Raw genomic sequence first — 25,406 nt, 5'->3', positions numbered from 1 at the left:
CAGTTGAGATAATATAACTTTGCACAAAATTTATTATAAGGGAAATACAAAAATGAGCAATAACAACAAAAAATTATTTTTGGAGACTTACGGTTGCCAAATGAATGTTGCTGATAGTGAAGTTGTAGCTTCGATAATGGAACATGATGGTTTTATCATTACAAAAAACCGCGAAGAAGCTGATGTAATTTTAGTAAATACCTGCTCGGTTCGTGAAAATGCAGAAACCAGAGTTCGTGGAAGAGTTCAAGGCTTTAGCGAATTAAAGAAAAAGAACCCAAAACTATTGGTTGGAGTTATTGGCTGCATGGCTGAACGACTCGGAGAAAAACTATTTGATCAGGAAAAAAATGTAAATATTGTTGTAGGGCCTGATGCCTATATGGATCTTCCTCTTCTGGTGAAAAAAGCAGAAAATGGAGAAAAAGCAATCAACATAGAACTCTCCCTTACCGAAACATACAAAGATATTTGTCCGTCGAGAATTGATGAAACCTCCATATCTGGTTTTGTTTCTATCATGAGAGGCTGCAATAATTTCTGCACCTACTGCATTGTTCCCTACACAAGAGGACGTGAACGCAGCCGAAACCCGGAGAGTATATTAAAAGAAGTTAAAGATTTGGCTGAAAAAGGATACAAAGAAGTTACTCTCTTAGGCCAAAATGTAAATTCATTTGCTTTTAAGAATTCTGTTTCCGAAGTCAGCTTTCCTGAGCTTTTAGAGATGGTTGCTGTTTCCGTTCCTGAAATGAGAATCAGGTTCGCAACATCACACCCTAAAGACATGAGTGATGACACATTAAGAGCCATTGCCAAGCATGATAATATCTGTAAGTTTATTCACTTGCCGGTGCAATCAGGAAGTGATTCCGTTTTGAAAGACATGCGCAGAAAATATACTCAGGAATGGTATAAAGACAGAATTGCAGCCATCCGAAAAATTATACCAGGATGCGGGATTTCCTCCGATATTTTTTGTGGATTCCATAATGAAAGCGAAGAAGATTTCAATCAAACCATTGAATTAATGAAATGGGCGAAATTCGATTTAGCCTACATGTTTAAATATTCAGAACGTCCGGGTACATTTGCTTACAAGAATTTAGAAGACAATGTTCCCGAAGAGGTAAAACAAAGAAGATTAGAAGAGATGATTGCTCTGCAAAACCAAATATCTTTGGAAAACAATCAAGGTGATATTGGAAAAGTTTTCGAAGTTTTGATTGAAGGAATTTCCAAAAGATCTGAACAGGATGTATATGGAAGAACTTCACAAAATAAAGTGGTTGTATTTCCAAAAAAGAACTACCGTGTTGGTGATTTGGCAAATGTAATTATTAACGAATGTACCAAAGCAACTCTTGTAGGAGACGCTGTTTAATCTGAAAACACATATTAAAATCCAACAAGGCTGAATTATTCAGTTGTGTTGGATTTTTTTGGTATTTTTACCAGACAGCCTGCATCAAAACCTTACTACTATGAAAATTCAGATTCGACCGGAAAACAAGAATGATTACAAGACTATATCCATGATTAACGACATGGCATTTGGTAGAGAAACTGAAGGATTATTAGTTGAAAAACTTCGAAAAAACAAAAAGTTCATCAAAGATCTTTCCTTAGTTGCTTGTATGGGAAATGAAATTGTTGGTCATATTTTATTCTTTCCAATCGAAATTAAATCTGAGAATAACACATTTGATTCTTTAGCCTTGGCACCTATGTCGGTAATACCTGAATTGCAAGGATTAGGTATTGGGGCACAATTGGTAGAGAATGGATTGGCAAAGGCAAAAAAAATGGGGCACCAATCTGTAATTGTATTGGGGCACGATAAATATTACCCTGAATTTGGTTTTACTCCAGCTTCTAAATTCAATATCACATGTACTTTTGAAGTACCAAACGAAGTTTTTATGGCACTTGAATTGGAAAAAGATGCTCTAAAAACCGTTTCCGGATGTGTTGAATACCCAAAGGAATTTAACGACCTGTAAATCTCACAATTTTCACTGTAATTATTTATTATAACTGCAGACAAGCAGTCCGAAAACGAACAGTACTTTGTTCACATCCGAACAATAATAATTATCTGCAGTACAACACTTTCAACACAACCACACACACAATCAACAGCTTATTAGCTTTGGTACAAATTATGATACTACCATCGAATTAATATTATTGTTCATGGAAAACCTATGTCCTAATTTTTAACACAATTCGACAAAACATGATTAAAAAGTTGTTTTTCATCACCACATTTTTAATTGCTCTTGCACAAAGTCTTCTCGGTATGGATAATCCTCAATGGTTGAGGTATCCGTCAATCTCTCCGGATGGTCAAACTGTTGTTTTTGAATATGGCGGCGATTTATTTACCATTTCTTCGGAAGGTGGTAATGCCACAGCACTTACCAGCAACCAGTCCTACGACTACCAACCGGTTTGGTCTCCCGACAGCAAAACTATCGCATTTGCTTCTGACCGATACGGGAATTTTGACATCTTTACAATACCTGTTGAAGGAGGGACTCCGAACAGAATTACATTTAATTCAAAAGGAGAAATACCATCTAGTTTTACACCAGACGGACAAAACATACTATTTTCTTCAACAATTAGTGATGATTTCAAAAATGCAATGTTTCCGTCAGGCGTACTTCCTGAATTGTACAGTGTACCGGTAAATGGCGGCAAAGTTTCACAGATACTGACTTCGCCGGCATTGGATGCAAAGTACAGTAAAAATATGGAGTACATATTATACCGTGACAGTAAAGGATATGAAGATCATTGGAGAAAGCATCATACCTCGGCAGTTACCAGAGACATTTGGTTGTATGATGTTGCAAATAAAAAACACAGTATGTTCTCAACATTTGAAGGTGAGGATTTGTATCCTGTATTTAATGCATCAAATGATGAGATCTACTATCTAACAGAAAAATCAGGCAGTTTTAATGTTTGGAAAGCTCCTGTAAAAGATAAAACCCAACTGACTCAAATCAGTACATTTGAGAAACACCCGGTTCGTTTCTTAAGCATTTCTAACAGCAACAAACTTTGTTATTCCTGGAATGGTGAAATTTACACTCAGGAAGAGGGAAAAGAACCTGTAAAACTAAACGTAGCCATCGCTATTGACAGCAAAGAAAATGAAGTGAGCTTTGAAAAACTAAGCAGTGGCGCTACCGAAATGAGCGTTTCTCCAAACGGAAAAGAAGTTGCTTTCATTGTACGTGGAGAAGTTTTCGTGACCTCTGTTGAATATGGAACTACAAAACGAATTACCAACACTCCGGAACAGGAACGCTCGGTAAGCTTTAGTCCTGATGGAAAAGCTTTACTATATGCTTCGGAAAGAAACGGCAGCTGGAATTTGTACCAAACCAAAATGACCCGGGAAGATGAAACTCAGTTTGCCAACTCTACCATTTTAAAAGAAGAGGCAGTTTTGGAAATTGATGCAGAAACCTTTCAACCAAAATATTCTCCTGACGGCAAAGAAATTGCTTTTCTTGAAGATCGCGTTATCCTAAAAGTAATCAACTTAGAATCGAAAAAAGTTAGAACGATACTAGGCAAAAAATGGAACTACTCTTATTCCGACGGAGATCAGCATTACGACTGGTCGCCTGACGGCAAATGGTTTCTTGTTAATATTTATCCTCATACTATTTTTATGCCTGACGCAGCAATGGTGGATGCTCAGGGAAATCAGAAGGTGATTAACCTTACTGAAAGCGGCTACAGTGATTCTGATGCCAAATGGTCATTAAAAGGAAATGCAATGATCTGGTTCACCGACAAACGTGGATATCGCAGTCATGGAAGCTGGGGCTCGCAATCGGATGTTTACATTCAATTCTTTAACCAGAAAGCATTTGATGATTTCAAACTTTCAAAGGAAGAAAAAGAATTAAAAGAAGAAGCTGAAAAAGCTAAGAAAGAGGAAGATAATGGCGATGACAAAGACAAGAAAAAGGATAAGAAGGACAAAAAAGACAAAGACAAAGTTGAAGATTTAAACATTGAATTTTCAGGAATGGAAGATCGTCAGATTTGTTTAACAATCAATCCTTCCAAACTTTCTGATGCAATTCTGACTCCTGATGGGAAAAAATTATTTTACCTAAGCAAATTCGAAGGTGGATACGATCTTTGGGTAAACGATTTGGAAGAGAAAGAAACGAAAAAAGTTCTTGACTTAAAAGGTGGCGGTGGCGCTATGCAGTTCGACAAGGAAGCAAAAAACCTGTTTTTAATGTCAGGCAACAGCATCATTAAAGTAGATGTTGCGACAAACAAACGAAAAGACATCAGCTACACTGCCGAAATGTATTTGGATAAAGCCAAAGAAAGAGAATATCTTTTTGAACATGTTTGGCGCACCATGTTAAGAAAGTTTTATGATCCTGAAATGCATCAAGTTGACTGGGATTTTTACAAAAGTGAATACAAGCGATTTTTACCTTATATTAATAACAATCACGATTTTGCAGAAATGCTAAGTGAATTATTGGGTGAGTTAAATGCTTCGCATACCGGTTCCGGTTATCGGGCCAGATCAAAAAATCCTGATCAAACAGCCAAATTAGGTGCATTCTTCGATTGGAATTACGAAGGTGATGGTTTACGAATTGCCGAAGTACTGGAAAAAGGCCCCCTTAACCAAGCCGATTCAAAGATTAAAGCAGGAACTATCATCGAAAAAATTGATGGAAATGTGATTCCTAAAAACGAGAGTTATTATCCTTTACTAAATCACAAAGCTGATAAAAAAGTACTCTTATCTCTTTACAATCCTTACACAAAAGAACGATGGGAAGAAACTGTAAAACCTGTTTCGGGCATTAATACTTTATTGTACGAACGTTGGGTAAAAAAGCGTCAGGAAGAATGCGAGCGCCTGTCGAACGGACGAATTGGATATGTTCATGTAAAAGGAATGGATTCGCAAAGCTACCGAAAAGTATATTCTGAAATTCTGGGTAAATATGGTACTTACGAAGCTATTGTTGTTGATACCAGATTTAATGGCGGAGGATGGCTGCACGACGATTTAGCAACTCTGCTTAGCGGTGAAGTATACTCTACCCTTTCACCCAGAGGACAGGATTTTGGAACAGAACCTCTTTCCAAGTGGAAAAAACCATCTGCTGTTTTAATTAGTGAGAGTAATTATTCTGATGCCTGTGCATTCCCATATGTATACAAAACATTAAAAATCGGAAAACTGGTTGGAATGCCAGTTCCCGGCACTATGACTGCTGTATGGTGGGAAACTCTTCAGGATCCGACTTTGTATTTTGGTATGCCAATGGTTGGAGTAAAAGACACCAAAGGAAAATACATTGAAAATCACCAAATAGAACCGGATATTAAAGTTAGAAATGACTACGAAGTTGTAACCAAAGGTGATGATCAGCAACTTAAAAAAGCGGTTGAGTCTTTATTAAAAGAAATTGATGAAAAATAGTCTGTGAAATCAATGAACCTGCAATCAAACACTTCTTCCTGATGGAAGAAGTGTTCTGCAGGCAAAAGACATCTCGTGTACGAAACAAACAGCTCACAACTGGAATCAGATTAAAATGTATTAAATACGATTAACAACAAGAACTACATATTCTGAATAAACTGAACCTTAAGTGTAAATGAGACGGAACTCATCCCTCCTTTGATCACCTCAAATGAATTGAGTTTCGATCTCATTTTACTGGTATGGTTTTTGTTAATTAACAATGTAAAATAAAATTTCAAGAGATATTCCTGACCGCTTTTATTAACCTATTGGCAAACGGAATTATAGGGGTCTGTTCTCCTACTTTTTTCAAAACCTGAACAGACATAATTTGCCGAAAATAACACGGAATAGGGGCCGTTGTTATTTTCGGCTTTTTATTTACAACATCCTAAAAAACAGTCTTGGTATATTTTAGAATAAACAATTTTATTGTTAATTTAACAAGCTGATGATATAAAGTAATAACAAACAAAACAACTACACATAAAAGTTCACCGAAAATAAAAATTTTATTATGAAACGATTCATTTATCTGGCTTTACTCCTCGGCTTTTCAAGTGCGAATGCTCAGGAGAACATAACTTATCAGAAGCCTTCCTCTGAGATCTTAGATTTAGTTGATGTGAAGGCTGCTCCATCGGTACTTATTGATGAAAGTAAAGATTTTATGGTTTTACGATATCGTGATTCGTACAAAACCATTGCTGAACTTTCTGAAGTTGAGTTGCGTCTGGGCGGTTTGAGAATCAACCCAAAAACAAATATCGGTAGTAGAACAAACTATTACAACGATCTGAAATTAATCAATTTAAAAGAAACAAATGCAAATCCGAAATCCGTAACAGGATTACCGGAAAATCCTCGTTTAGCCAATTTCAAATGGTCGCCCGATCAGAAAATGATCGCTTTTACTAATACAAGCCAAGATGGTGTTGAAATTTGGGTTTTGGATCTTAAAAAGGCTGTTGCTTCAAAATTAACAGAAGCCAATGTTAATGCCAATATGGGCGATGTAATTAATTGGTTCGAAGACAGTAAATCCTTATTGGTGAAAATGATTTCTGAAGACAGAAAAGAACTCATCGATACAAAAAACAGTATTCCAACCGGACCAACAATATCTGTTAATGAAGGAAGTAAAGCTCAAAACAGAACCTATCAGGATTTGCTGAAAAACAAAAATGACGAATACAATTTTGAACAATTGGCACTTTCAGATCTTTACAAAATATCGCTTAACGGAGGTAAAGAAAAATGGTTAGGTGCAGCAATGTTTGAAAGTATTACCTTCTCTCCTGACGGAAACTATGTAATGCTGACCACCATCGAAAAACCATTTTCCTATCTGGTTCCCTACTCAAGATTTCCATTTAAAACCACAATATATTCGAGCAAAGGCGAAATGGTGCAGACCGTTTTGGAAGTGCCTTTGATTGAAGAACTGCCAAAGGGATTTATGGCAATAAGAACCGGAAGAAGAGATTTAAATTGGCGCGATGATAAACCCGCCACTCTAATTTATACTGAAGCTCTTGATGGCGGAGATCCCGAAAACAAAGTGGATTTTCGAGATGAAGTATTTGAACTGAAAGCTCCATTTAACGGCACGCCAAAAAGTATCTTAAAAACGATCAATCGATTCTATACTATTGACTGGGGCAATGACAATATCGCAATTGCCATGGATTACTGGTGGAATACCAGAAATATAAAAACCTACGTGTTTAATCCATCGGATGCCAGTCAGGAACCCAAAATAATTTCAGATCGAAACTATCAGGACAAATACAATGATCCGGGAAACTTTGTGCATAAAAGAAATAAATTCGGAAACTATGTACTGGCTTTAGATGGTAATAATGCCTTCTTAATAGGAGATGGTTACAGTGAAAAGGGGCAATATCCTTTTGTTGATCAGTTAAATTTGAAGACTGAAAAAACCGAACACTTGTATCAATCAACTTACGAAAACAAAATTGAAGACATTCAGGATTTTGATCCTGTAAACAAAAAGTTATTGGTGCGTATTGAATCTAAAACCGAATACCCTAACTACTACTTCCGAAATATAAGAAAGAACGAACTTCAGCAACTAACCAGCTTCGAGAATCCTTTTAAAAGCATCCAAAACGTGCACAAAGAGGTTTTAAACTACAAGCGAGAAGATGGTTTAGAACTATCCGGAACCTTATATCTTCCTGTAGGTTATGATGCAAACAAAAAAGAAAAAATGCCAATGATTTTGTGGGCTTATCCAAAGGAATTTAAGGACAAAGCAAGTGCTTCTCAAAACACTCAAAATCCAAACGAGTTTACCTACCCTTACTGGGCATCGCCAATTTACTGGGTAACTAAGGGTTATGTTGTTTTAGATGATGCCTCATTCCCTATTATTGGAGAAGGTGAAACAGAACCAAACGATACTTTCTGTAAGCAACTGGTTTCGAATGCAAAAGCTGCAATTGATGCAGTAGATTCTTTGGGATATATCGATAGAAATAAAGTTGCTGTTGGCGGACATAGTTACGGTGCTTTTATGGTGGCCAACCTATTAAGTCATTCAGACTTGTTTGCTGCCGGAATTGCCCGAAGCGGTGCCTACAACAGAACATTAACACCATTTGGCTTTCAGAGCGAAGAACGCTCGTATTGGGACGCCCCTGAAGTATACTACAAAATGTCGCCTTTTATGAATGCCGACGAAATGAAAACTCCTTTGCTGTTAATTCATGGCGAAGCAGATAACAATTCAGGAACTTACCCAATGCAAAGTGAGCGGTATTTTAACGCACTAAAAGGATTGGGAGCTAACGTTCGATTGGTTATTTTCCCAAAAGAAAGTCATAGTTACAGAGCCAAAGAGAGTATCCTTCATATGTTGTGGGAACAAGATCAGTGGCTTGAAAAGTATGTTAAAAACAGAAAGATGGAATAAGTCTGCAAGGTTCAAAGTTATACAAGAAGGGAATTCACTCGTAAAGATGAATTCCCTTTTCTTTTTTAATAGAAAAGGGCACTATTATTCTCATTCGTCTTTTGTAATTTTGATTTGCAAACACAACAATCCACAACATGAATATCGAAATTAAAAAAGCAGATGATTTTAATACAATTAACTGGTCGGGCGGAACCAGTACTCAACTTTATATCTACCCGCCAACATCAGATTACCAGCGAAGAGATTTTGATTTTAGACTAAGCACAGCTATGGTAGAAGTTGAGGAATCAGATTTTACTTCCCTACCCGGTGTATCCCGAAAAATTATGATTTTAGATGGAGCAATAGAAATCATTCACGAAAATCGTTACAGCAAAAAGCTTGGCAAATTCGATACAGACAGCTTTGAAGGAGATTGGAAAACCTCATCGATTGGAAAATGCATCGATTTTAATTTGATGACACGCGGCACTTCAAAAGGAGAAATCAAGGCTCTTTCTATTGAAAAGAAACAAATTGTAAATTTACCTCTTGATAAAGCAACAGACTTCCTGATAGGATATATTTTCTCAGGTGAAATTAGTCTGACTATAAATCAGAAAATTCATCAGCTGCAACAGGGAAACCTCCTGGTGATTACTCAATTTGACAGCGCAAACCTGCAACTAACCGGAATGGAGAACAGCGAGATCATTATATCTAAAATCATTATTTAAGATTTCTGGTTTTCAAATATTACTCAAGCATTCGTTTCCACAAGTGAGCGATACTACGCAAAACTTTTGATCCATTATTATTTTGCTGAGTAAAGGTGTCTTTAAAACTTTTCCCAAAACGTTTTGAAGCAAACAAAACAGTGCCATCGTTAAGAGTTAATTGCAGTTCCTTATGATTGTAACGCAGAATATAATCTTGATTTACTAATAAACTATTGCTTATGGGATAGAAATTATAATCTATCATCAGCATCTCTTTATAGTAACCCAAATTTCTGGTAGTAGTGAGTCGATTCCCATTTCTTAAAAATACGTAGGCAATTACACCATCGGCCTCGAGGTATTTAATTTCATCGACAGTCACAAATTCAACAATTCCATTGTGCAGATGCAGAGCAATTTTATTGGTTTTATTTATGTTACTGTCCCCAACCCGATCTAAAAGCAAGCTTATTTGCCGGTTGAAATACTGCGATCGCAGTTTCTCCGTTGCTTTGTTTACAGCAAGTATTAAATCAGTATCATCTAAAGGTTTGTAAAGAAAATCGAGAGCCGAATATTTAATGGCTCTAAGGGTAAACTCTTTTGCACTTTCGCCTGTTATAAAAATGATTTCAAAGTCGATTTTGCCTTCATCCGAAAGCATTCGCAAAAGATCAAAACCCGTTCCTTTAGGCAATTGAATATCCAGAAATATGATATCGAAATGATTCTCTTTAATCTTTTCATAGGCATCATCGATACTAAATGCTTGTTGAATGTCTCTGATTAAAGGACACAATTTTTCGATTCTTTGTTTGATGTAGTTTGATGTATCTTCGACATCCTCAACTACCAATGCTGTATAAACTTCTTGCATAACCTGCTAATTAGTAAATGTCACTCTTACTTCTGTTCCTTCATCAAGGTCTTTGTATTCAATCTTAATTTTATAATCCAGATCGTTGAGAATTTCAATTTTTTTATTGATTAGTTCCAATCCTCTGGACTGATACAATTTGATCGAATCCTTTTTATTTTGCTGAGAGCGTTCCCGTCCAATTCCATTATCCCGAATCATACATTCCACACCATCTTCCCGATCTGAAAAGCGAATCTGCAGAAATCCAATTTTCTCACCAGGCTCCAAACCATGTTTAATTGCATTTTCTACCAAAGGCTGCAAAATCATTGGCGGAATTGTTTTGTTTTGGAGGTCATCAGAATCCAATTTAATTTCAAAATCAAACTTCCGTTCTTTATGTTTTACCTGTTCCAATTCAATATACATCTGCAATAAATCCACTTCCTCTTTAATCGTAATTTCACTGCTAACCGAAGCTCCCAGTAAAACCTTTGATGATTTAATAGATGCCTCCATGTAAGCACGAATCAATCTTGAAAACTTAATTAAGTATTCGTTGGCCTTTTCGGGCTTATGCAAACTGATTAAATTCTGTACTGACGACAAAATATTAAAAACAAAATGAGGATTTAATTGTGCCTGCAAAGTCGCAATTTCAAGAAATTTTATTTTTCGTTCCCGATCCAACATTTTCATTTTAATATGGATTCTGGAATGAACAAAAAAACCAAGTATCAACACCAATATTACAAAACCAATTAAAGTATGCTGATAAAAACGAGGCTCCTTATAAAAAGGCAACGAAATTTTAAGATGCAAATGATCCTCTTTTTGTGTTGTTACATTTGGATTTCCGCCTGGGCGCGCCATTACATGAAAACAATAGTTTCCTGAAGCCAAATTCCGATAGTTTGCATACTTCTTTTTTGTCCAATCGCTCCAAGTTTTATCTACACCATCCAACTTGTATTTGAACATCGGATTGGTTGGCAAACCAAAACCAATTGCTTCAAAAGATAAATCCAATTCGTTACAACCATTTTCCATACAAATTTCTGATCTGGAGATTGTATCTGAATAAATTATTCCCTTATCATTTAGGCTTGTAATTCGCACATCATAAAAATCAGTATCAAAATTGACTTTATCCAGATCAATAACTGAAGTGCAAGTTGTAGAAGGAACGTACAACAAATCTTTATCCAGTAAAAACCCATTCTGACAAACCTCCTCGGACAAAAATCCATTTCGAAAATTGAACAGCTTCATGCGGATATTTCCTTTGGAATAAAATAATGCCAAATCCATCGCAAAAACCTCCAAAGAAGTTCCAACAATCAGTAATTCATCACTTTTCGAGATAATTCCGGCAATATTGTTTTCGATGATTCCATCGTCGACTCTTCTAAATTCCTCATTTTGTGAATTGTAAAACCACAAACCGTCCTTCCCTCCCATCCAAAAATTTCCTTTTACATCTTTATGGATAGAAAAAACACCATACTTAGGACCGCCTTCTATTTTTGAAAAACATTTCTTTTTTCGGTCGTATTTGGTGAGACAACCATTAGTCCCAATCCAAATATTTCCCTCTTCATCAAAATCTATAGCTTTAGGATGCGAAGGAACCAACTGCTTGCTTGAATCAATCAGAATCTCAATATTTTCCTTCTCATCAATAAAACCAAGTCCGTTCATTTGTCCGAATATAATTCGATTGCTAACAGAATCGTATTTCGTGATCAAGGAAATTCCGGTATCGAATTTCTTTGTGTTTTTGTAGTTGTATTTCACCAATCCGTAATGCGTAGGAAAATACAAAAAACCCTTTTTATCTTTTGAAGCACCATAATAGTAATCGGTCTCCTTTCTGTGGAATGGTCCTGGAGCAAGAATTTCCTCCTTGGTTTGAGATTTCATGTCCAAACGATACAAAGCATCTTTATATACAGCGCCATAAAAATGACCGTCATCCCCTTTAATCATTGTCCAGATATCGTTCATAAAGCTTCGGGGAAAATTGGATATGGGACCATTAAATATCTGATACAAGCCATTGTCCGAACCAGACCAAATATTATTATCCCGATCTAAAATAGCCGGATATGGTGCTTTTATAAAATCCAAATTGAATTTTGTGGAGGATTTTGTAACACTATCCAAACGGTAAAAAGAATAGTCATTGACATACAGATAATCCTTTACTGGCAAATGGTTTATTTTAATACTATCAACCCGGTTGTTGATCCTGTAAACACTAAAATAATTACTTTTATCAACAGGATTCAGGTAATGAATGTTTTCATTTTCTTCCTCCACCAAGACAATTTCCTCCCCCTTTAAAGCTAAAACCTTTCGTTTTACAGAACCTTCAAATTTAATTTCGCGTTCTATTTTCCCATCCGCAATACTAAAGATTTGATTTAAATCCTGCATTGTAAAATACACCCTGGCTTTATTCTTTACATATGCTACCGAATTTATGACTCCTTTAAAATCCACATCCGAAACGTATCGCTGTATTTCAGCTGTATCCCGATACTGAAAAAGGCAATTTTCAGATAAAATCCAATACTCTTCATTACCTATAATCACCACAGCAGGATTTTTGAAGCCTGTTAACAGCAGCATATCCCTGCCATCGAACCGATAAAGCTGATCGTAGGTTTTTACATAAACCCGTCCTTTCGAATCGCTTTCAATCTCGTATATACTTTTATTAGGCAGGTAATTCTCAAACTCTTCCCCGTTGAACTTCACCAAACCAGACTTGGTTCCCACCCAAATATATCCTAAATGATCCTGATGAATTGCCCGAACCTGAATTTGAGGCAAACCCGAATGAGTTGTATAATTGATATATGGACGCTGCTGTGCAAACACAGAAAGAGTCAAAAAAATCAGGAACATGATGAGACAGATTCTCCTCATTTTGAGTTTAGATATAAGGGGTTTTTAAATACAAATACCAAGATAGGAATTCTATTCTAAATTATGATTCAATAGATAACAAGTGAGCAGATAGAGTAATAAGTGGTAAATAATAAGACAATCCAAAGGAAACAAACTGTCAGAATATATATGCTTGGTTCTTAAAAAACTCCCACTTATTACCGCAAATTACCACTTGTTATTTTCTTCTGTGACTTGCCGTTGAATCCAACTACTTTTAAAAGAAAATACAAATCTAAAACTCAAAAAAATGAAAAAACTTCTACTCTTAATCACTGTTTTCTTTACAATCGTTTTTACCGGACAAGCACAAAGACGGGTTATTCTTCACCACCAAGGTACTGCAAGTATGTACAATACAATCAGCACTGCCATAACAGCATCCGCAGCCGGCGATACCATTTACATTTCAGCCGGTAACTTTATCGAAAATCTTCACATTAACAAAGAACTCACAATATTTGGCGCCGGTCATCATCCAAGCACTACTGCAGCTACAGGAATAACAGAAATTTCAGGTGTTATTTATGTTAGAGCCGGTGCCATAAAAGGCAAATTAGAAGGTGTTTACTGCGATGATATCGATATGGCTGGTTACAATGCCTCAGATCTAACAGGATATACCATTAGCCGGTGCAACATGAGAAACATTACCTTACCCACAACCATTACTTTTTCATCATCATTTATCGTTTCGGAATGCATTTTCAGAGGCAATATCAACATCAATAATTGTACGACCTATATTTTCGAAAAAAACATAATTTCCACTGGATATGTTCAAAACGCAAAATTTGGATTATTCTCAAACAACATATTTTTACATGGTGCAGTAAATTACCAGTGTTATAACTGCGCTGAATGTACTCTTGAAAGTAATATTATTTATTACAATGGAACAACCACTGCAGATTTACTCAGAAACTGCAACAACATAACACTGCACAAAAATCTTATCATCAGCGACTACGATTACCAAACTAACCCAATAACCGACAATACTTTTACCAGTAATCAAATCGTAGCAGCATCAAACGGCGCATCTGTTTTTACAAGCTGGGATGGAACAACAACCATCTACGCTTACGATTTTGATTTACACCTACAAGCCCCTTACGATGCAATTAACGGAGACGATGGAACTCAAATCGGAATTTACGGAACCAAAGACAATTTAGATAATCCAACTCCTTACAAAGACAATTGTGCACCTGTTATTCCATTAATCGAAGAAAAAACCATATCAAGAACAACCAATACCGATGGCGATCTTCCAATTCAATTTAAAATCTCAGCTCAAAACAACTAAATATGAAAAAAGTAATTCTATTACTATTGCTTTTTTCAATTACGCATACTCTTTACTCCCAAAACATTGACAAGTATGAATACTGGTTCGATGATAATTTTACATCTCGGATATCAGTCACAGAAACGGGAGTTGCAACACTTGAATTAAGCAATAATATTAACACTACGGGATTATCCGATGGTTTTCATTCTGTTCATTTCAGGTTCAGAGATGATTCCAAAAGATGGTCCGTACCAGTAACTGATTTTTTCAGGAAATATCCTGACGGAACAGTTGCGGTCACCCGCAATATTTCGAAGTTTGAATATTGGATAGACGATGATTTTGCCAGTCGGATCGTCTCAGCCATTCCTGTGACAAACATTGCCAATCTCAATCAGGTGATGGATACAAAAAGTATGGCTGCAGGCTTTCATTCCATTCATTTTCGCTTTTGCGATGATTCAAAGCAATGGAGTACTCCGGTAACATCATTCTTTCGAAAATACGAAATTGGAACAGAAAGTATCGTTCGGAAAATTAATGGTTTTGAATACTGGATTGATGATAATTTCGCAGACAGACATGCTTCGGCAATTCCTGTTACCGGCATCGCCAATCTGAATCAGGTGATGGATACAAAAACCTTAGCAACCGGATTCCATTCCATACACTTTCGCTTTCGCGATGATTCAAAGCAATGGAGCACTCCGGTAACTTCTTTCTTCAGAAAATACGAAATTGGAACAGAAAGTATCGTACGAAAAATTAATGGTTTTGAATACTGGATGGATGATGATTTCAACAATCGAATCGCCTCATCTTTGCCTTTAGCCGATACTGCAGTCATCAATCAGGTTTTGGATACCAAACTGCTGGCAAGTGGCTTTCATTCCATACACATGCGCTTTAAAGATGATTCGAATCAATGGAGCGTTCCTGCAACATCTTTTATTCGAAAATATGGCAGCAATTCCGGAATCATTGCCCGAAAAATCACTTCGTACCGATATTGGTTCAATGATGATGTAACAAGTATCAATCAGGTTGATTTAAGTGAATCGATTACTCCATTCACCTTGTCAGAATCCATTCATCTCGATCAGCTTCCCATTGGAGACAATCAGCTCATTCATTTTCAATTCCTTGATGACACCAAACAATGGAGCGTTGCAACTACCGATACAATTAATAGGTTAGCTCGGGTTGTTGCTAATTTCACCGCCGATAAAACAGAAAACTGCGGTTCAATGACTGTTCAGTTTACCAACAACTCAAGCGATGGAGAAACTTACCTTTGGGATTTTGGCGACGGAAATACAAGTACCGAAGAAAATCCTCTGCACACATACGATACAGCTGGTTCGTTTACCGTATCGTTAACAACAACCAATGATACCTATTCCTTATCAGATGTTTCAAGTATAACGGATTTTATTAGCATACATGAAATTCCAAGTATTGATTTGGGTGCTGATGTGCAAATCTGCGAAGGCAGCGAACACACTTTTAGTGCAGCCGATAATTTTGCTCAGTATTTCTGGAACAATGCAGAAGGCACAAACGAATTGATCGCTTCCGCGGAAGGAGATTACACCCTAAAAGTAGTGGATAACAACGGATGCGAAGCTACTGATATAGCGAATCTTTCTTTCCACGCTGCTCCATCGGTTGATTTGGGTGCTGATGTGCAAATCTGCCAAGGCAGCGAGCATACTTTTAGTGCAGCCGATAATTTTGCTCAGTATTTCTGGAACAATGCAGAAGGCACAAACGAATTGATCGCTTCCGCGGAAGGAGATTACACCCTGAAAGTAATTGATGCAAATGGTTGCGAAGCGACTGATATAGCAAATCTTTCTTTCCACCCTGCTCCATCGGTTGATTTGGGTGCTGATGTGCAAATCTGCGAAGGCAGCGAACACACTTTTAGTGCAGCCGATAATTTTGCTCAGTATTTCTGGAACAATGCAGAAGGCACAAACGAATTGATCGCTTCCGCGGAAGGAGATTACACCCTGAAAGTAATTGATGCAAATGGTTGCGAAGCTACTGATATAGCAAATCTTTCTTTCCACCCTGCTCCATCGGTTGATTTGGGTGCTGATGTGCAAATCTGCGAAGGCAGCGAACACACTTTTAGTGCAGCCGATAATTTTGCGCAGTATTTCTGGAACAATACAGAAGGTACAAATGAATTGATCGCTTCCGCGGAAGGAGATTACACCCTAAAAGTGGTGGACAACAACGGATGCGAAGCTACTGACGTGGCAAATCTTTCCTTCCATACTGCTCCATCGGTTGATTTGGGTGCTGATGTACAAATCTGCCAAGGTGGCGAGCATACTTTTAGTGCAGCAGACAATTTCGCACAGTATTTCTGGAACAATGCAGAAGGAACAAATGAATTGATCGCTTCGGTGGAAGGAGATTACACCCTAAAAGTGGTGGACAACAACGGATGCGAAGCTACTGACGTGGCAAATCTTTCCTTCCATACTGCTCCATCGGTTGATTTGGGTGCTGATGTACAAATCTGCCAAGGCAGCGAGCATACTTTTAGTGCCGCAGACAATTTTGCGCAGTATTTCTGGAACAACACAGAAGGCATCAATGAATTAATCGCTTCCGCTGAAGGAGATTACACCTTGAAAGTGATTGATGCCAATGGTTGCGAAGCAACAGACATGGTGAGCCTAACTTTTAAGGAAAGTCCGGATATTAATTTGGGCGACGATATTGATCTTTGCGAGGGTGAAACTCATACTTTTACGGTTTCGGATGCCTACGCTCACTACTTTTGGAACGACGTGGAAGGCACAAATGCGCATGAAATCGGTTCAACCGGCACCTGCACTCTTCGTGTAGAAAACAGCAATGGCTGTTCGGCTGCCGATCAAGTATTGATAACCGTTCATGACTTACCGCAAATTCCTGTCGCAACTTACAACAACGGCATTCTGTCTTCTACATCTGCAACTGAATACCAATGGTACAGAAACAACGAGGTGCAGAATGGAACCACCAATCAGGAATTCTCGCCATCGCAGGATGGAAACTATTCCGTAGAGGTTTGGAATCAATATGGATGCAAATCAGAAATATCGGAACAGGTAGAAGTCATTTTGGTAGGAATTGAAGAGCTTATCAAAAAGAACATCTCCATTTATCCGAACCCAACAAAAGGAAAGTTGGTGATCGATTTGCATGAAAATTTCAATTACTCAGCCAACATACAGGTAGAATTGTTCGATTCAGCCGGAAAACTAATCTTGTACAAACAACTGGAACCAACAACCACTCTAGACTTGACAAGTTATCCGGCAGGATTGTATTTTGTTCACTTTATCAACCAAAACGAAGCTGTCAGCTTCAAAATTGTTAAGCAATAATGTAGTAGAAGTACATTTTAGTTAGAGGGAAGGGAATCTGTTTGTAACGGGTTCCCTTTTTATTTACGATCTCAATTGCATACAGCAAAGGCTTCACAAAAATTCTGTATCGAAACAAACTCAACACCTATTCCGCTATTATTGATTGTTAAATGTATCTGCCTTTTTGGATTTCAAAACGGCATGCAATTATTAAAACTTTTAGATTTCTTTCGCCCGCCATGGCTCACAACTTATTCGAAATGAAATAATATACTCAGCTTAATAATTATCTTATACTACTGATGAATTAAGTTACTCTGCTAAATAATTACAAGTTCATTTTATTAAATCGCATCATCAGCTAATAAAATATCATCTTCCGATGACTAAAATCAGTTCTCAGATGTCATCTGAACAGATTATATATTCAGCTGATAATATAAAATCATTCGCAAATAGTATCATTTATTCAGCTGAGTATATAATCTGTTACGCAAATACTCTCGTTTATTCTTCTGATGTAGTAATAATATCAGCACAATGGTATAAAACCTTGCTGCAACAAGATCTGGCACCACCCTACAGAATCAAACAGGAAGCAATTATTACGAATAATAAATCTAAATAAGAGCAAACATAAAATATTTCTCATTATCAAAACCATTGCTTAGCCACTAATGAATCGGAAGTACAGAACAGGTAATTTCATCCTGCCAATTCAATGCATTATAATCAGCAAAATCTCATTCTATTTTTTTATACATTTAGACTTTGTTAAATATATCACGAGCAGAAAGACCTAAAACAGAACCACAATGAAACATACAACATTCAATGATGTTATTTAGGCAAACAACAATCAGGCATTCTTATTTAATCTGCTGCTGTGAGATTTATCTATTATCAAATTATTCAACTTGGCAGGTTTGACAGGATAGATTGTCTTTAGTTCTTAATACATTTATATATCATTTGATTTAAAATAATATAAAATGAAAAAAACATTTTTTATTCTTGCTTTGGCTAGTATCCTATTTTCTTGCTCAAAAGATGAGGAATTAACTGCTGAGGAAATGCACACTCTCACCAGTTATTCCGAACCTCCAACAGATTAAGGCAAAAATTGGAGCTCCATATTGGGAAGGTAATAATACAGATGGTGGAGTTTTAGTCCAATCTGATATCTTATCTAAAGGTTATAGACTTTTCTATTTTAGTAAAAAAAACGGTGAATTTGCCAGACATTACAATTTTAATAGTGAAGATGAGTTATTCGAAGTTTCGATAAACTTTAATGGTACTTACGACAATACAACCTTCTTAATTCATTGGTTTTAGCATAAATATGGAGTATGCGCAGCTTCAAAAAATGGAGATTACATCTGCCGTGAGTGGAAAACTTCGAGTAATGGTATCTTATTACGGTACAAACTAGACCCTGGTGGGTTAGGAATACACAGTATGGCTGTTAAGTATTTTAAATAAATCACATAAACACCTAACCCTATTAACATTCAACTTTATGATGAAATTAACTACTGTTGTTATCTATAAAAAATAAACGAAATGAAGATACTATTATCAATTATCATCCTAATAACCTCAAATCAACTTTTATTCTCACAACTAGATACAACATCATTATTAACAACTAAGGAATACTTAAATAGTTCCTTCGCTGTTAATAATTTTCTCTGGAGTGGTATGAGTCTTGGACAGAATATTGCTAAAGACCTAGACAAGACAGTGTTTGACATATCAAATTTTGATAAAAAAAATATAGACTCATTAGATGAAAAATACAAAGGTCAATATGAATTAGTTTTAGAAAATAAAGAAGCAATAAAAGAGTATATCGAAGAATCTGGTCTTTTTCTTGCTGATTATTTCTATTATAGTAGCAATTTTATTCCTAGTTTCTTTACTGTAGATAAAGAAGGCGAATTAACAATCATATTCTCTGGATTGTGGTGTCGTGAAGTTTATAACATACAAAAATTATCAAGTAAAGAGAGAGCGGCAGAGATTATTACTAATCACGTATTACCGTCATTAAATTACCTTATTAAACATTTCAGGAACAGTAAAATTATGCGTTTTGGATTTATTTGTACTTATGGTAGTAAAGATCCATATGATAGTTCTACATCATCTTTGGAAGGAGAATCAGTTGCATTCATAACAAGTATTGATAAAATAAAAGAATACGTAGATGGTGATATTACGGATAATGAATTTGCTGAAACTGCCGAAATCTACATTAACGACAGAAGTATGGTTTCAGGTAAGAAAAAAATTAATGTTAATTTTAATTAGTAGTCACTATCCCGCAAAATGTGTAATTGCTATTTTCAGGGTTAGACTTTAGTTAAGTCTGACCCTTTCTTTAAATATATGTGAAGTAATTAATTCAACACTTTCATACAATCTTTATAAAGGCACCTAAAAATAATCAGTCTAATATGCCATCAGCAACCATTCCTTTAGAATCCGAATCCTATTATCACATTTATAATCGTGGTATTGACGGATGTAATTTATATCGGGAGATTAATGATTACAAACATTTCTTAAAACTTTACGAGAAGTATATTGATCCAATCGCAGATACTTTTGTTTGGGTTTTGATGCCTAATCATTTTCATTTGCTGATTAGAATAAAATCGGAGAAGGAAATTGGAATTTACAAAAATTTAAACTCTGACGGGTCTAAAGACTCCGTCAGGTTTCAAACCCAACCAAGTGTAAACCTGTCAGAGTTCGAAGAACCTGATAGAGTTGGTATCAAAAAGCCAAATCCCACAAAACACTTTTCACATCTTTTTAATGCCTACTCCAAATACATTAATAAAAAGTACCAACGAACAGGATCCCTTTTCGAAAGACCTTTCAAAAGAAAACTGGTAGAAGACGAGACCTATCTTCGAACGCTGGTCTTATACATCCACAACAATCCCATTCATCACGGATTTACGGATATTGCCGTGGACTATCCGTGGAGCAGCTATCTAACTTGTTTATCGGTTAAACCAACAAAATTGAAACGAAAAGATGTAATTGAATGGTTCGATGATGAAGCTAACTTCAGATTTATGCATCAGCAACACGTTGATTTTATGGAGATGGATGAATGGCTGGAGATTTAATTTATTCTTCAACCAGACAGGTTAAATTTACAAGACGCAAGTAAACCTGTCTGGTTTCCTAAAAAAAAGACCCGCCCGAAAACAATCGAGCGAGTCTTTCAACTTGTAGTTAATGGTGTGATTAATTTTGTTTTTCCAATCTCTCGGTTAGCTTTTTAATGATTTGTTTAGCGTCCCCAACGATACCCAAATCGGAAACCTGAAAAATTGGTGCGTGTTTGTCTTTGTTTACGGCAATAATCAAATCAGAATCTTCCATACCGGCAACATGCTGGATGGCTCCTGAAATACCAAATGCAAAGTACAAGTCGGGACGAACAGTTTTCCCTGTCTGACCCACCTGACGATCGTGACCAATGTAACCGGCATCAACCATAGCACGGGAAGCCGAAACTTCCGCATCTAAAGTCGTAGCCAATGCATCCATTGCTTCAAACCCTTCTTTATTACCAATTCCACGTCCGCCTGAAACCAAAATTCTGGCTTCGGTAATATCGATTAAATTGTTGTCTTCCTTTACGGTTTCCAACAATTTCACACGAAACTTAGCCGCATTGAATTTCACCTCGTAGTTCACGATAGCTCCGGTACGACTTTCGTCAGCATCCATTGCAAACAATACTCCCGGACGAACCGTTCCCATTTGCGGACGGTGGTTTTTACAAACAATAGTCGCCATAAGGTTACCTCCGAAAGCAGGACGAGTCATTAACATTTCGCCATTTTCGCCAATCTCAATCTTGGTACAATCAGCAGTTAAACCAGTGCCTACACGAGCCGAAACTCTTGGCCCCAAATCACGACCCAAAGTGGTTGCCCCGATAAATAAAGATTCCGGTTTTCTTTCTCTGATAATTTGGCAAATTGCCTGTGTATATGGTTCTGTAGTATATTCTTTTAGTTCAGGAGCATCCACAACAATTACCTCATCGGCACCACGAGCGATTAAGCCTTGTGCCTGATCAGTAATCTGATGCCCCAATAACATCGCATACACTTTGTCGCTCAACTCATCAGCCAGCTTTCTAGCCTGTCCTAACAATTCCAAAGCTACGTTTTGAATGATACCTTCACGTTGTTCGATGAAGACGTATATACCTTTGTAATCCTCTAATTTCATAGCTGTAACTAGTTTAGAATGAATTTCTCTTTTAATTTCTTGATGATGATTCCTACGGCCTCATCAGTACCAACTTCGTAAAGTTCACCTGCTGGTTTCAAACCACGGGCAAATGCTTTGTGTACGCTTGTTGGTGATCCTTTTAATCCCAAATCTTTCTCATCAACTTCAATTTCGTTGAATCCCCAAACCTCAACCTCTTTTTGGTAGGCATCAACAATGCCGCCAACATTCATGTAACGTGGAGTGTTTGCCGATGAAAGAACGGTTACCACACAAGGAGCTTCTACCTCCAGCATTTGGTATCCGTCTTCGATATGACGTTTCATTGTGAATGTCTTATCTCCGTCGAATTTTAAATCTTCCAAATAAGATACCTGAGGCAAATCCAAATGCTCAGCAATCTGAGGACCTACCTGAGCAGTATCACCATCAATCGCCTGACGACCTGTGATCAAAAGATCAAAATCGATCTTCCGTAATGCACCTGCCAAAGCGTGCGAAGTAGCCAAAGTATCTGCTCCTGCAAATTTTCGATCCGTTAAGTGAATCGCCCGATCAACGCCCATAGCGTAAGCCTCACGAAGAATTAAATCGGCCTGAGGAGGTCCCATGGTAATTACGGTAACATGAGCTCCTTTTTCATCTTTTAACTGCAATGCCATTTCCAAACCACTTTTATCATCAGGGTTCATAATACTTGGCACACCGTCGCGGATTAAAGTTCCCGTTACCGGATCAATTTTTATTTCGGTTGTATCCGGTACCTGTTTAATACAGACAACTATTTTCATTTTGTTTTCTTTTTATTGGGATTGTAGGGACACGACATGTCGTGTCCTTAAATCGTTTCGTGTTAAACGGACACGACATGTCGTGTCCCTACGAATAATTAAATCCTTATTTTAACATATTGGCTGAAATTACCATTCTCTGAACTTCTGATGTTCCTTCGTAGATTTCTGTGATTTTTGCATCACGCATCATACGCTCCACCGGATATTCTCTGGTATAACCATATCCACCGTGAAGTTGAACTGCCTTATTGGTCACTTCCATTGCTGTTTCAGCAGCGTATAGTTTAGCCATTGCAGCATCAACCGAATAAGGAAGTTTAGCATCTTTTTTGTAAGCTGCTTTGCGAACCAGCATACGCGACGCTTCCGTTTTGGTATTCATATCAGCCAACTGAAATTGTGTGTTTTGGAAGGCAGAAATCGGTCGACCGAACTGCTTTCTTTCTTTCACATATTTCACTGTTTCGTCGATAGCTCCCTGCGCAATACCCAAAGCCTGAGCGGCAATACCAATACGTCCGCCATCCAAAGTTTTCATCGCAATACCGAAACCTTTACTCAATTTACCCAACATGTTTTCCTTAGGAACAATACAGTTTTCGAATACCAATTCGCAGGTTGCAGATCCGCGGATACCCATTTTCTTTTCTTTTTTTCCGATAGAAAAACCAGGAGTTCCCTTTTCAATGATAAAAGCAGTGATACCACGTGTACCTTGTGATTTATCAGTCATTGCCAAAATCACATAAACGTGAGCAAATTCTGCATTGGTAATAAATATTTTACTTCCGTTGATGATATAATTATCGCCATCCTCAATTGCGGTTGTCTGTTGTCCTGCAGCATCGGTACCCGCGTTAGGTTCAGTCAAACCAAAAGCCCCAATCCATTCTCCTGAAGCAAGTTTTGGAAGGTATTTTTGCTTTTGTGCCTCTGTTCCGTGCTCCAAAATAGGAGCCGCACACAATGATGTGTGAGCCGATACAATAACCCCTGTAGTTGCACACACTGCCGACAGTTCTTCAACGGCCATCGAGTACATTACATTTGTTCCGCCTGCACCACCATATTGCTTTGGAATAGGAATACCCATAATTCCAATTTTGGCCATTTTCTCAACTGTTTCAACCGGAAATCTTTCCAAATCATCTACTTCAGCAGCCAAAGGTTTCACTTCATTCTCAGCAAAATCCTTAATCATTTGCTGGAATAATTCCTGTTCTTTTGTTAAGCTAAAATTCATTGTTTAAATATAGATTTCAGATATGAGATTTTAGATGTGAGATTTATTCACAGCTCACATCCAGTGACTCATATCTCATCATAAGTTATATATCTTTCTAAATAATCTCTGAACTAAAACCACAGATAAGTTGAAATTTAAGATTCAAGATATCAAGTGCAAGAATTTCTCATGTCTCACATCTAATATCTCACTTCTCATTACACATTTTTCAAAATAATTGCAGTCCCCATTCCGCCACCAATACAAAGCGAAGCCAAACCAAACTCTTTTCCGGTACGCTTCATTTCGTGAATTAAACTTACGGTAATACGGGTTCCTGATGCACCAATTGGGTGACCTAAAGCGATAGCTCCTCCGTTCACATTGCATCTTTCAGCAAAGAAATCAGCATCAACAGCGTGATCTTCGCACAATTGTTTCACCACTCCCAATGATTGAGCCGCAAAAGCTTCATTCAATTCAAGCACTTCCATTTGCTCCAATTTCATATTCGCTTTCTTCAATGCAATTGCAATTGCAGGAACAGGTCCCATCCCCATAATTGCCGGATCAACACCACCCTGACCGGTAGCCACAATCTCTGCAAGAGGAGTTAAACCAAATTCTTTTACTGCTTCTTCCGAAGCAACCAATACAAAAGCAGCACCATCATTAATCCCTGAAGCATTACCAGCAGTTACCGTTCCATCCTTTTTAAAAGCGGGACGTAAGCCAGCTAATTTTTCTACGCTGGTTCCGCGATTAATGAATTCATCCGCATCGAAAATGATTGTTTCTCTGCGGGATTTTATCTCTACAGGAACAATTTCATTCTTAAAATTTCCCTTATCCTGAGCGGCCATTGCTTTTTGCTGAGAAGCAAAAGAAAAAGCATCCTGCTCTTCGCGGGTTAAGTTATATTTAGCAGCAATGTTTTCTGCCGTAATTCCCATATGGTATCCTTCAAAAGCATCTGTTAAACCATCAAAAACCATGTGATCAACGGCTTTCAAATCCATCATTTTGTGTCCTGTACGAACAGTTCCCGGCATTACAAAACCAGCATCCGACATGTTCTCGGTTCCTCCGGCAAGTATTAAATTCGCTTCACCGGCTTTAATGTTCGCATAGGCCAAATTGATTGTTTTCATACCTGAACCACAAATCATGTTGATTCCGTAAGCAGGAACTTCCTGAGGAATACCTGCTTTAATGGAAGCCTGACGGGCAATCCCCTGACCTTGACCAGCCATAAGGATATTACCAACAACAACCTCATCAATCTTAGCCGCATCAACGCCGGTTTCTTCAATGATGTTCTTGATTACTGTGGCTGCCAAATCAGTGGCTTTAACAGGAGTTAATGCTCCTAAAAATTTCCCGATTGCAGTTCGCTTGGCTGCAACAATATATACTTTGCTCATATCTTTTTTAGATTTGAGATTTTGAGATGAAAGATGTGAGAAC

Annotated in this window: 16 protein-coding genes; 10 read left to right on the top strand and 6 right to left on the bottom strand. The window is 37.3% G+C overall.

Annotated features, from left to right (window positions below; all coding sequences use genetic code 11):
* Window positions 1–52: 52 nt before the first annotated feature.
* The 5 genes from miaB (at window position 53) to ACY0M5_RS05400 (ending at window position 9,190) form a co-directional block, all read left to right on the top strand.
* Entirely contained in the window at window positions 53–1,384 is a 1,332-nt protein-coding gene (gene miaB / locus ACY0M5_RS05420; protein ID WP_461631053.1) for a tRNA (N6-isopentenyl adenosine(37)-C2)-methylthiotransferase MiaB, read from the top strand.
* A 100-nt stretch (window positions 1,385–1,484) separates the two neighbouring features.
* The gene (locus ACY0M5_RS05415; RefSeq protein WP_124993926.1) at window positions 1,485–2,003 is read left to right on the top strand and encodes a GNAT family N-acetyltransferase; all 519 of its coding nucleotides are present in this window, start codon (window positions 1,485–1,487) and stop codon (window positions 2,001–2,003) included.
* A gap of 236 nt (window positions 2,004–2,239) precedes the next feature.
* A complete protein-coding gene (locus ACY0M5_RS05410; RefSeq protein WP_461631052.1) occupies window positions 2,240–5,488 on the top strand; it encodes a S41 family peptidase in 3,249 nt (1,082 codons plus the stop codon).
* 562 nt (window positions 5,489–6,050) lie between these two features.
* Window positions 6,051–8,471, top strand: a complete 2,421-nt coding sequence (locus ACY0M5_RS05405) for an alpha/beta hydrolase family protein (protein ID WP_461631051.1) — start codon at window positions 6,051–6,053, stop codon at window positions 8,469–8,471.
* A gap of 137 nt (window positions 8,472–8,608) precedes the next feature.
* Window positions 8,609–9,190: a HutD/Ves family protein gene (locus ACY0M5_RS05400; RefSeq protein WP_461631050.1), complete on the top strand. Its 582-nt coding sequence runs from the start codon at window positions 8,609–8,611 to the stop codon at window positions 9,188–9,190.
* A 19-nt stretch (window positions 9,191–9,209) separates the two neighbouring features.
* Here ACY0M5_RS05400 and ACY0M5_RS05395 read toward each other — a convergent pair whose 3' ends face one another.
* The gene (locus ACY0M5_RS05395; RefSeq protein WP_461631049.1) at window positions 9,210–10,049 is read right to left on the bottom strand and encodes a LytR/AlgR family response regulator transcription factor; all 840 of its coding nucleotides are present in this window, start codon (window positions 10,047–10,049) and stop codon (window positions 9,210–9,212) included.
* Window positions 10,050–10,055: 6 nt separating this feature from the next.
* On the bottom strand, window positions 10,056–12,944 hold the full coding sequence (locus ACY0M5_RS05390) for a sensor histidine kinase (RefSeq protein WP_461631048.1): 2,889 nt from the start codon (window positions 12,942–12,944) through the stop codon (window positions 10,056–10,058).
* A gap of 292 nt (window positions 12,945–13,236) precedes the next feature.
* Between ACY0M5_RS05390 and ACY0M5_RS05385 the strand changes: the two genes are divergently transcribed.
* The 5 genes from ACY0M5_RS05385 to ACY0M5_RS05365 all read left to right on the top strand — a co-directional run bounded on the left by ACY0M5_RS05385 (window position 13,237) and on the right by ACY0M5_RS05365 (window position 20,797).
* Complete coding sequence (locus ACY0M5_RS05385; RefSeq protein WP_461631047.1) at window positions 13,237–14,295, top strand: right-handed parallel beta-helix repeat-containing protein; 1,059 nt, start codon at window positions 13,237–13,239, stop codon at window positions 14,293–14,295.
* Between the two features lie 2 nt (window positions 14,296–14,297).
* Complete coding sequence (locus tag ACY0M5_RS05380) at window positions 14,298–17,669, top strand: PKD domain-containing protein (RefSeq protein WP_461631046.1); 3,372 nt, start codon at window positions 14,298–14,300, stop codon at window positions 17,667–17,669.
* A gap of 974 nt (window positions 17,670–18,643) precedes the next feature.
* Entirely contained in the window at window positions 18,644–18,766 is a 123-nt protein-coding gene (locus ACY0M5_RS05375; RefSeq protein WP_262885277.1) for a hypothetical protein, read from the top strand.
* A gap of 451 nt (window positions 18,767–19,217) precedes the next feature.
* Window positions 19,218–19,967, top strand: a complete 750-nt coding sequence (locus tag ACY0M5_RS05370) for a hypothetical protein (RefSeq protein ID WP_461631045.1) — start codon at window positions 19,218–19,220, stop codon at window positions 19,965–19,967.
* Window positions 19,968–20,113: 146 nt separating this feature from the next.
* Entirely contained in the window at window positions 20,114–20,797 is a 684-nt protein-coding gene (locus tag ACY0M5_RS05365) for a transposase (RefSeq protein WP_461631044.1), read from the top strand.
* Window positions 20,798–20,918: 121 nt separating this feature from the next.
* Here ACY0M5_RS05365 and ACY0M5_RS05360 read toward each other — a convergent pair whose 3' ends face one another.
* The 4 genes from ACY0M5_RS05360 to ACY0M5_RS05345 all read right to left on the bottom strand — a co-directional run bounded on the left by ACY0M5_RS05360 (window position 20,919) and on the right by ACY0M5_RS05345 (window position 25,363).
* Window positions 20,919–21,917 carry an electron transfer flavoprotein subunit alpha/FixB family protein gene (locus ACY0M5_RS05360; protein ID WP_461631043.1) on the bottom strand — a complete coding sequence of 333 codons (999 nt, stop codon included), beginning with the start codon at window positions 21,915–21,917 and terminating at the stop codon, window positions 20,919–20,921.
* Between the two features lie 8 nt (window positions 21,918–21,925).
* Window positions 21,926–22,711 carry an electron transfer flavoprotein subunit beta/FixA family protein gene (locus tag ACY0M5_RS05355; RefSeq protein WP_124993936.1) on the bottom strand — a complete coding sequence of 262 codons (786 nt, stop codon included), beginning with the start codon at window positions 22,709–22,711 and terminating at the stop codon, window positions 21,926–21,928.
* 106 nt (window positions 22,712–22,817) lie between these two features.
* A complete protein-coding gene (locus tag ACY0M5_RS05350; RefSeq protein WP_461631042.1) occupies window positions 22,818–23,957 on the bottom strand; it encodes an acyl-CoA dehydrogenase in 1,140 nt (379 codons plus the stop codon).
* Window positions 23,958–24,157: 200 nt separating this feature from the next.
* Window positions 24,158–25,363 (bottom strand): acetyl-CoA C-acetyltransferase, encoded by a 1,206-nt coding sequence (locus ACY0M5_RS05345; RefSeq protein WP_461631041.1) that lies wholly within the window; start codon window positions 25,361–25,363, stop codon window positions 24,158–24,160.
* Between the last annotated feature and the right edge of the window lie 43 nt (window positions 25,364–25,406).

This window comes from Labilibaculum euxinicum, from assembly GCF_963678175.1.
GTDB classification, from domain to species: domain Bacteria; phylum Bacteroidota; class Bacteroidia; order Bacteroidales; family Marinifilaceae; genus Labilibaculum; species Labilibaculum euxinus.
Note: the sequence above shows the minus strand (reverse complement) of the source record. Positions and strands in the feature narration are given on the sequence as shown.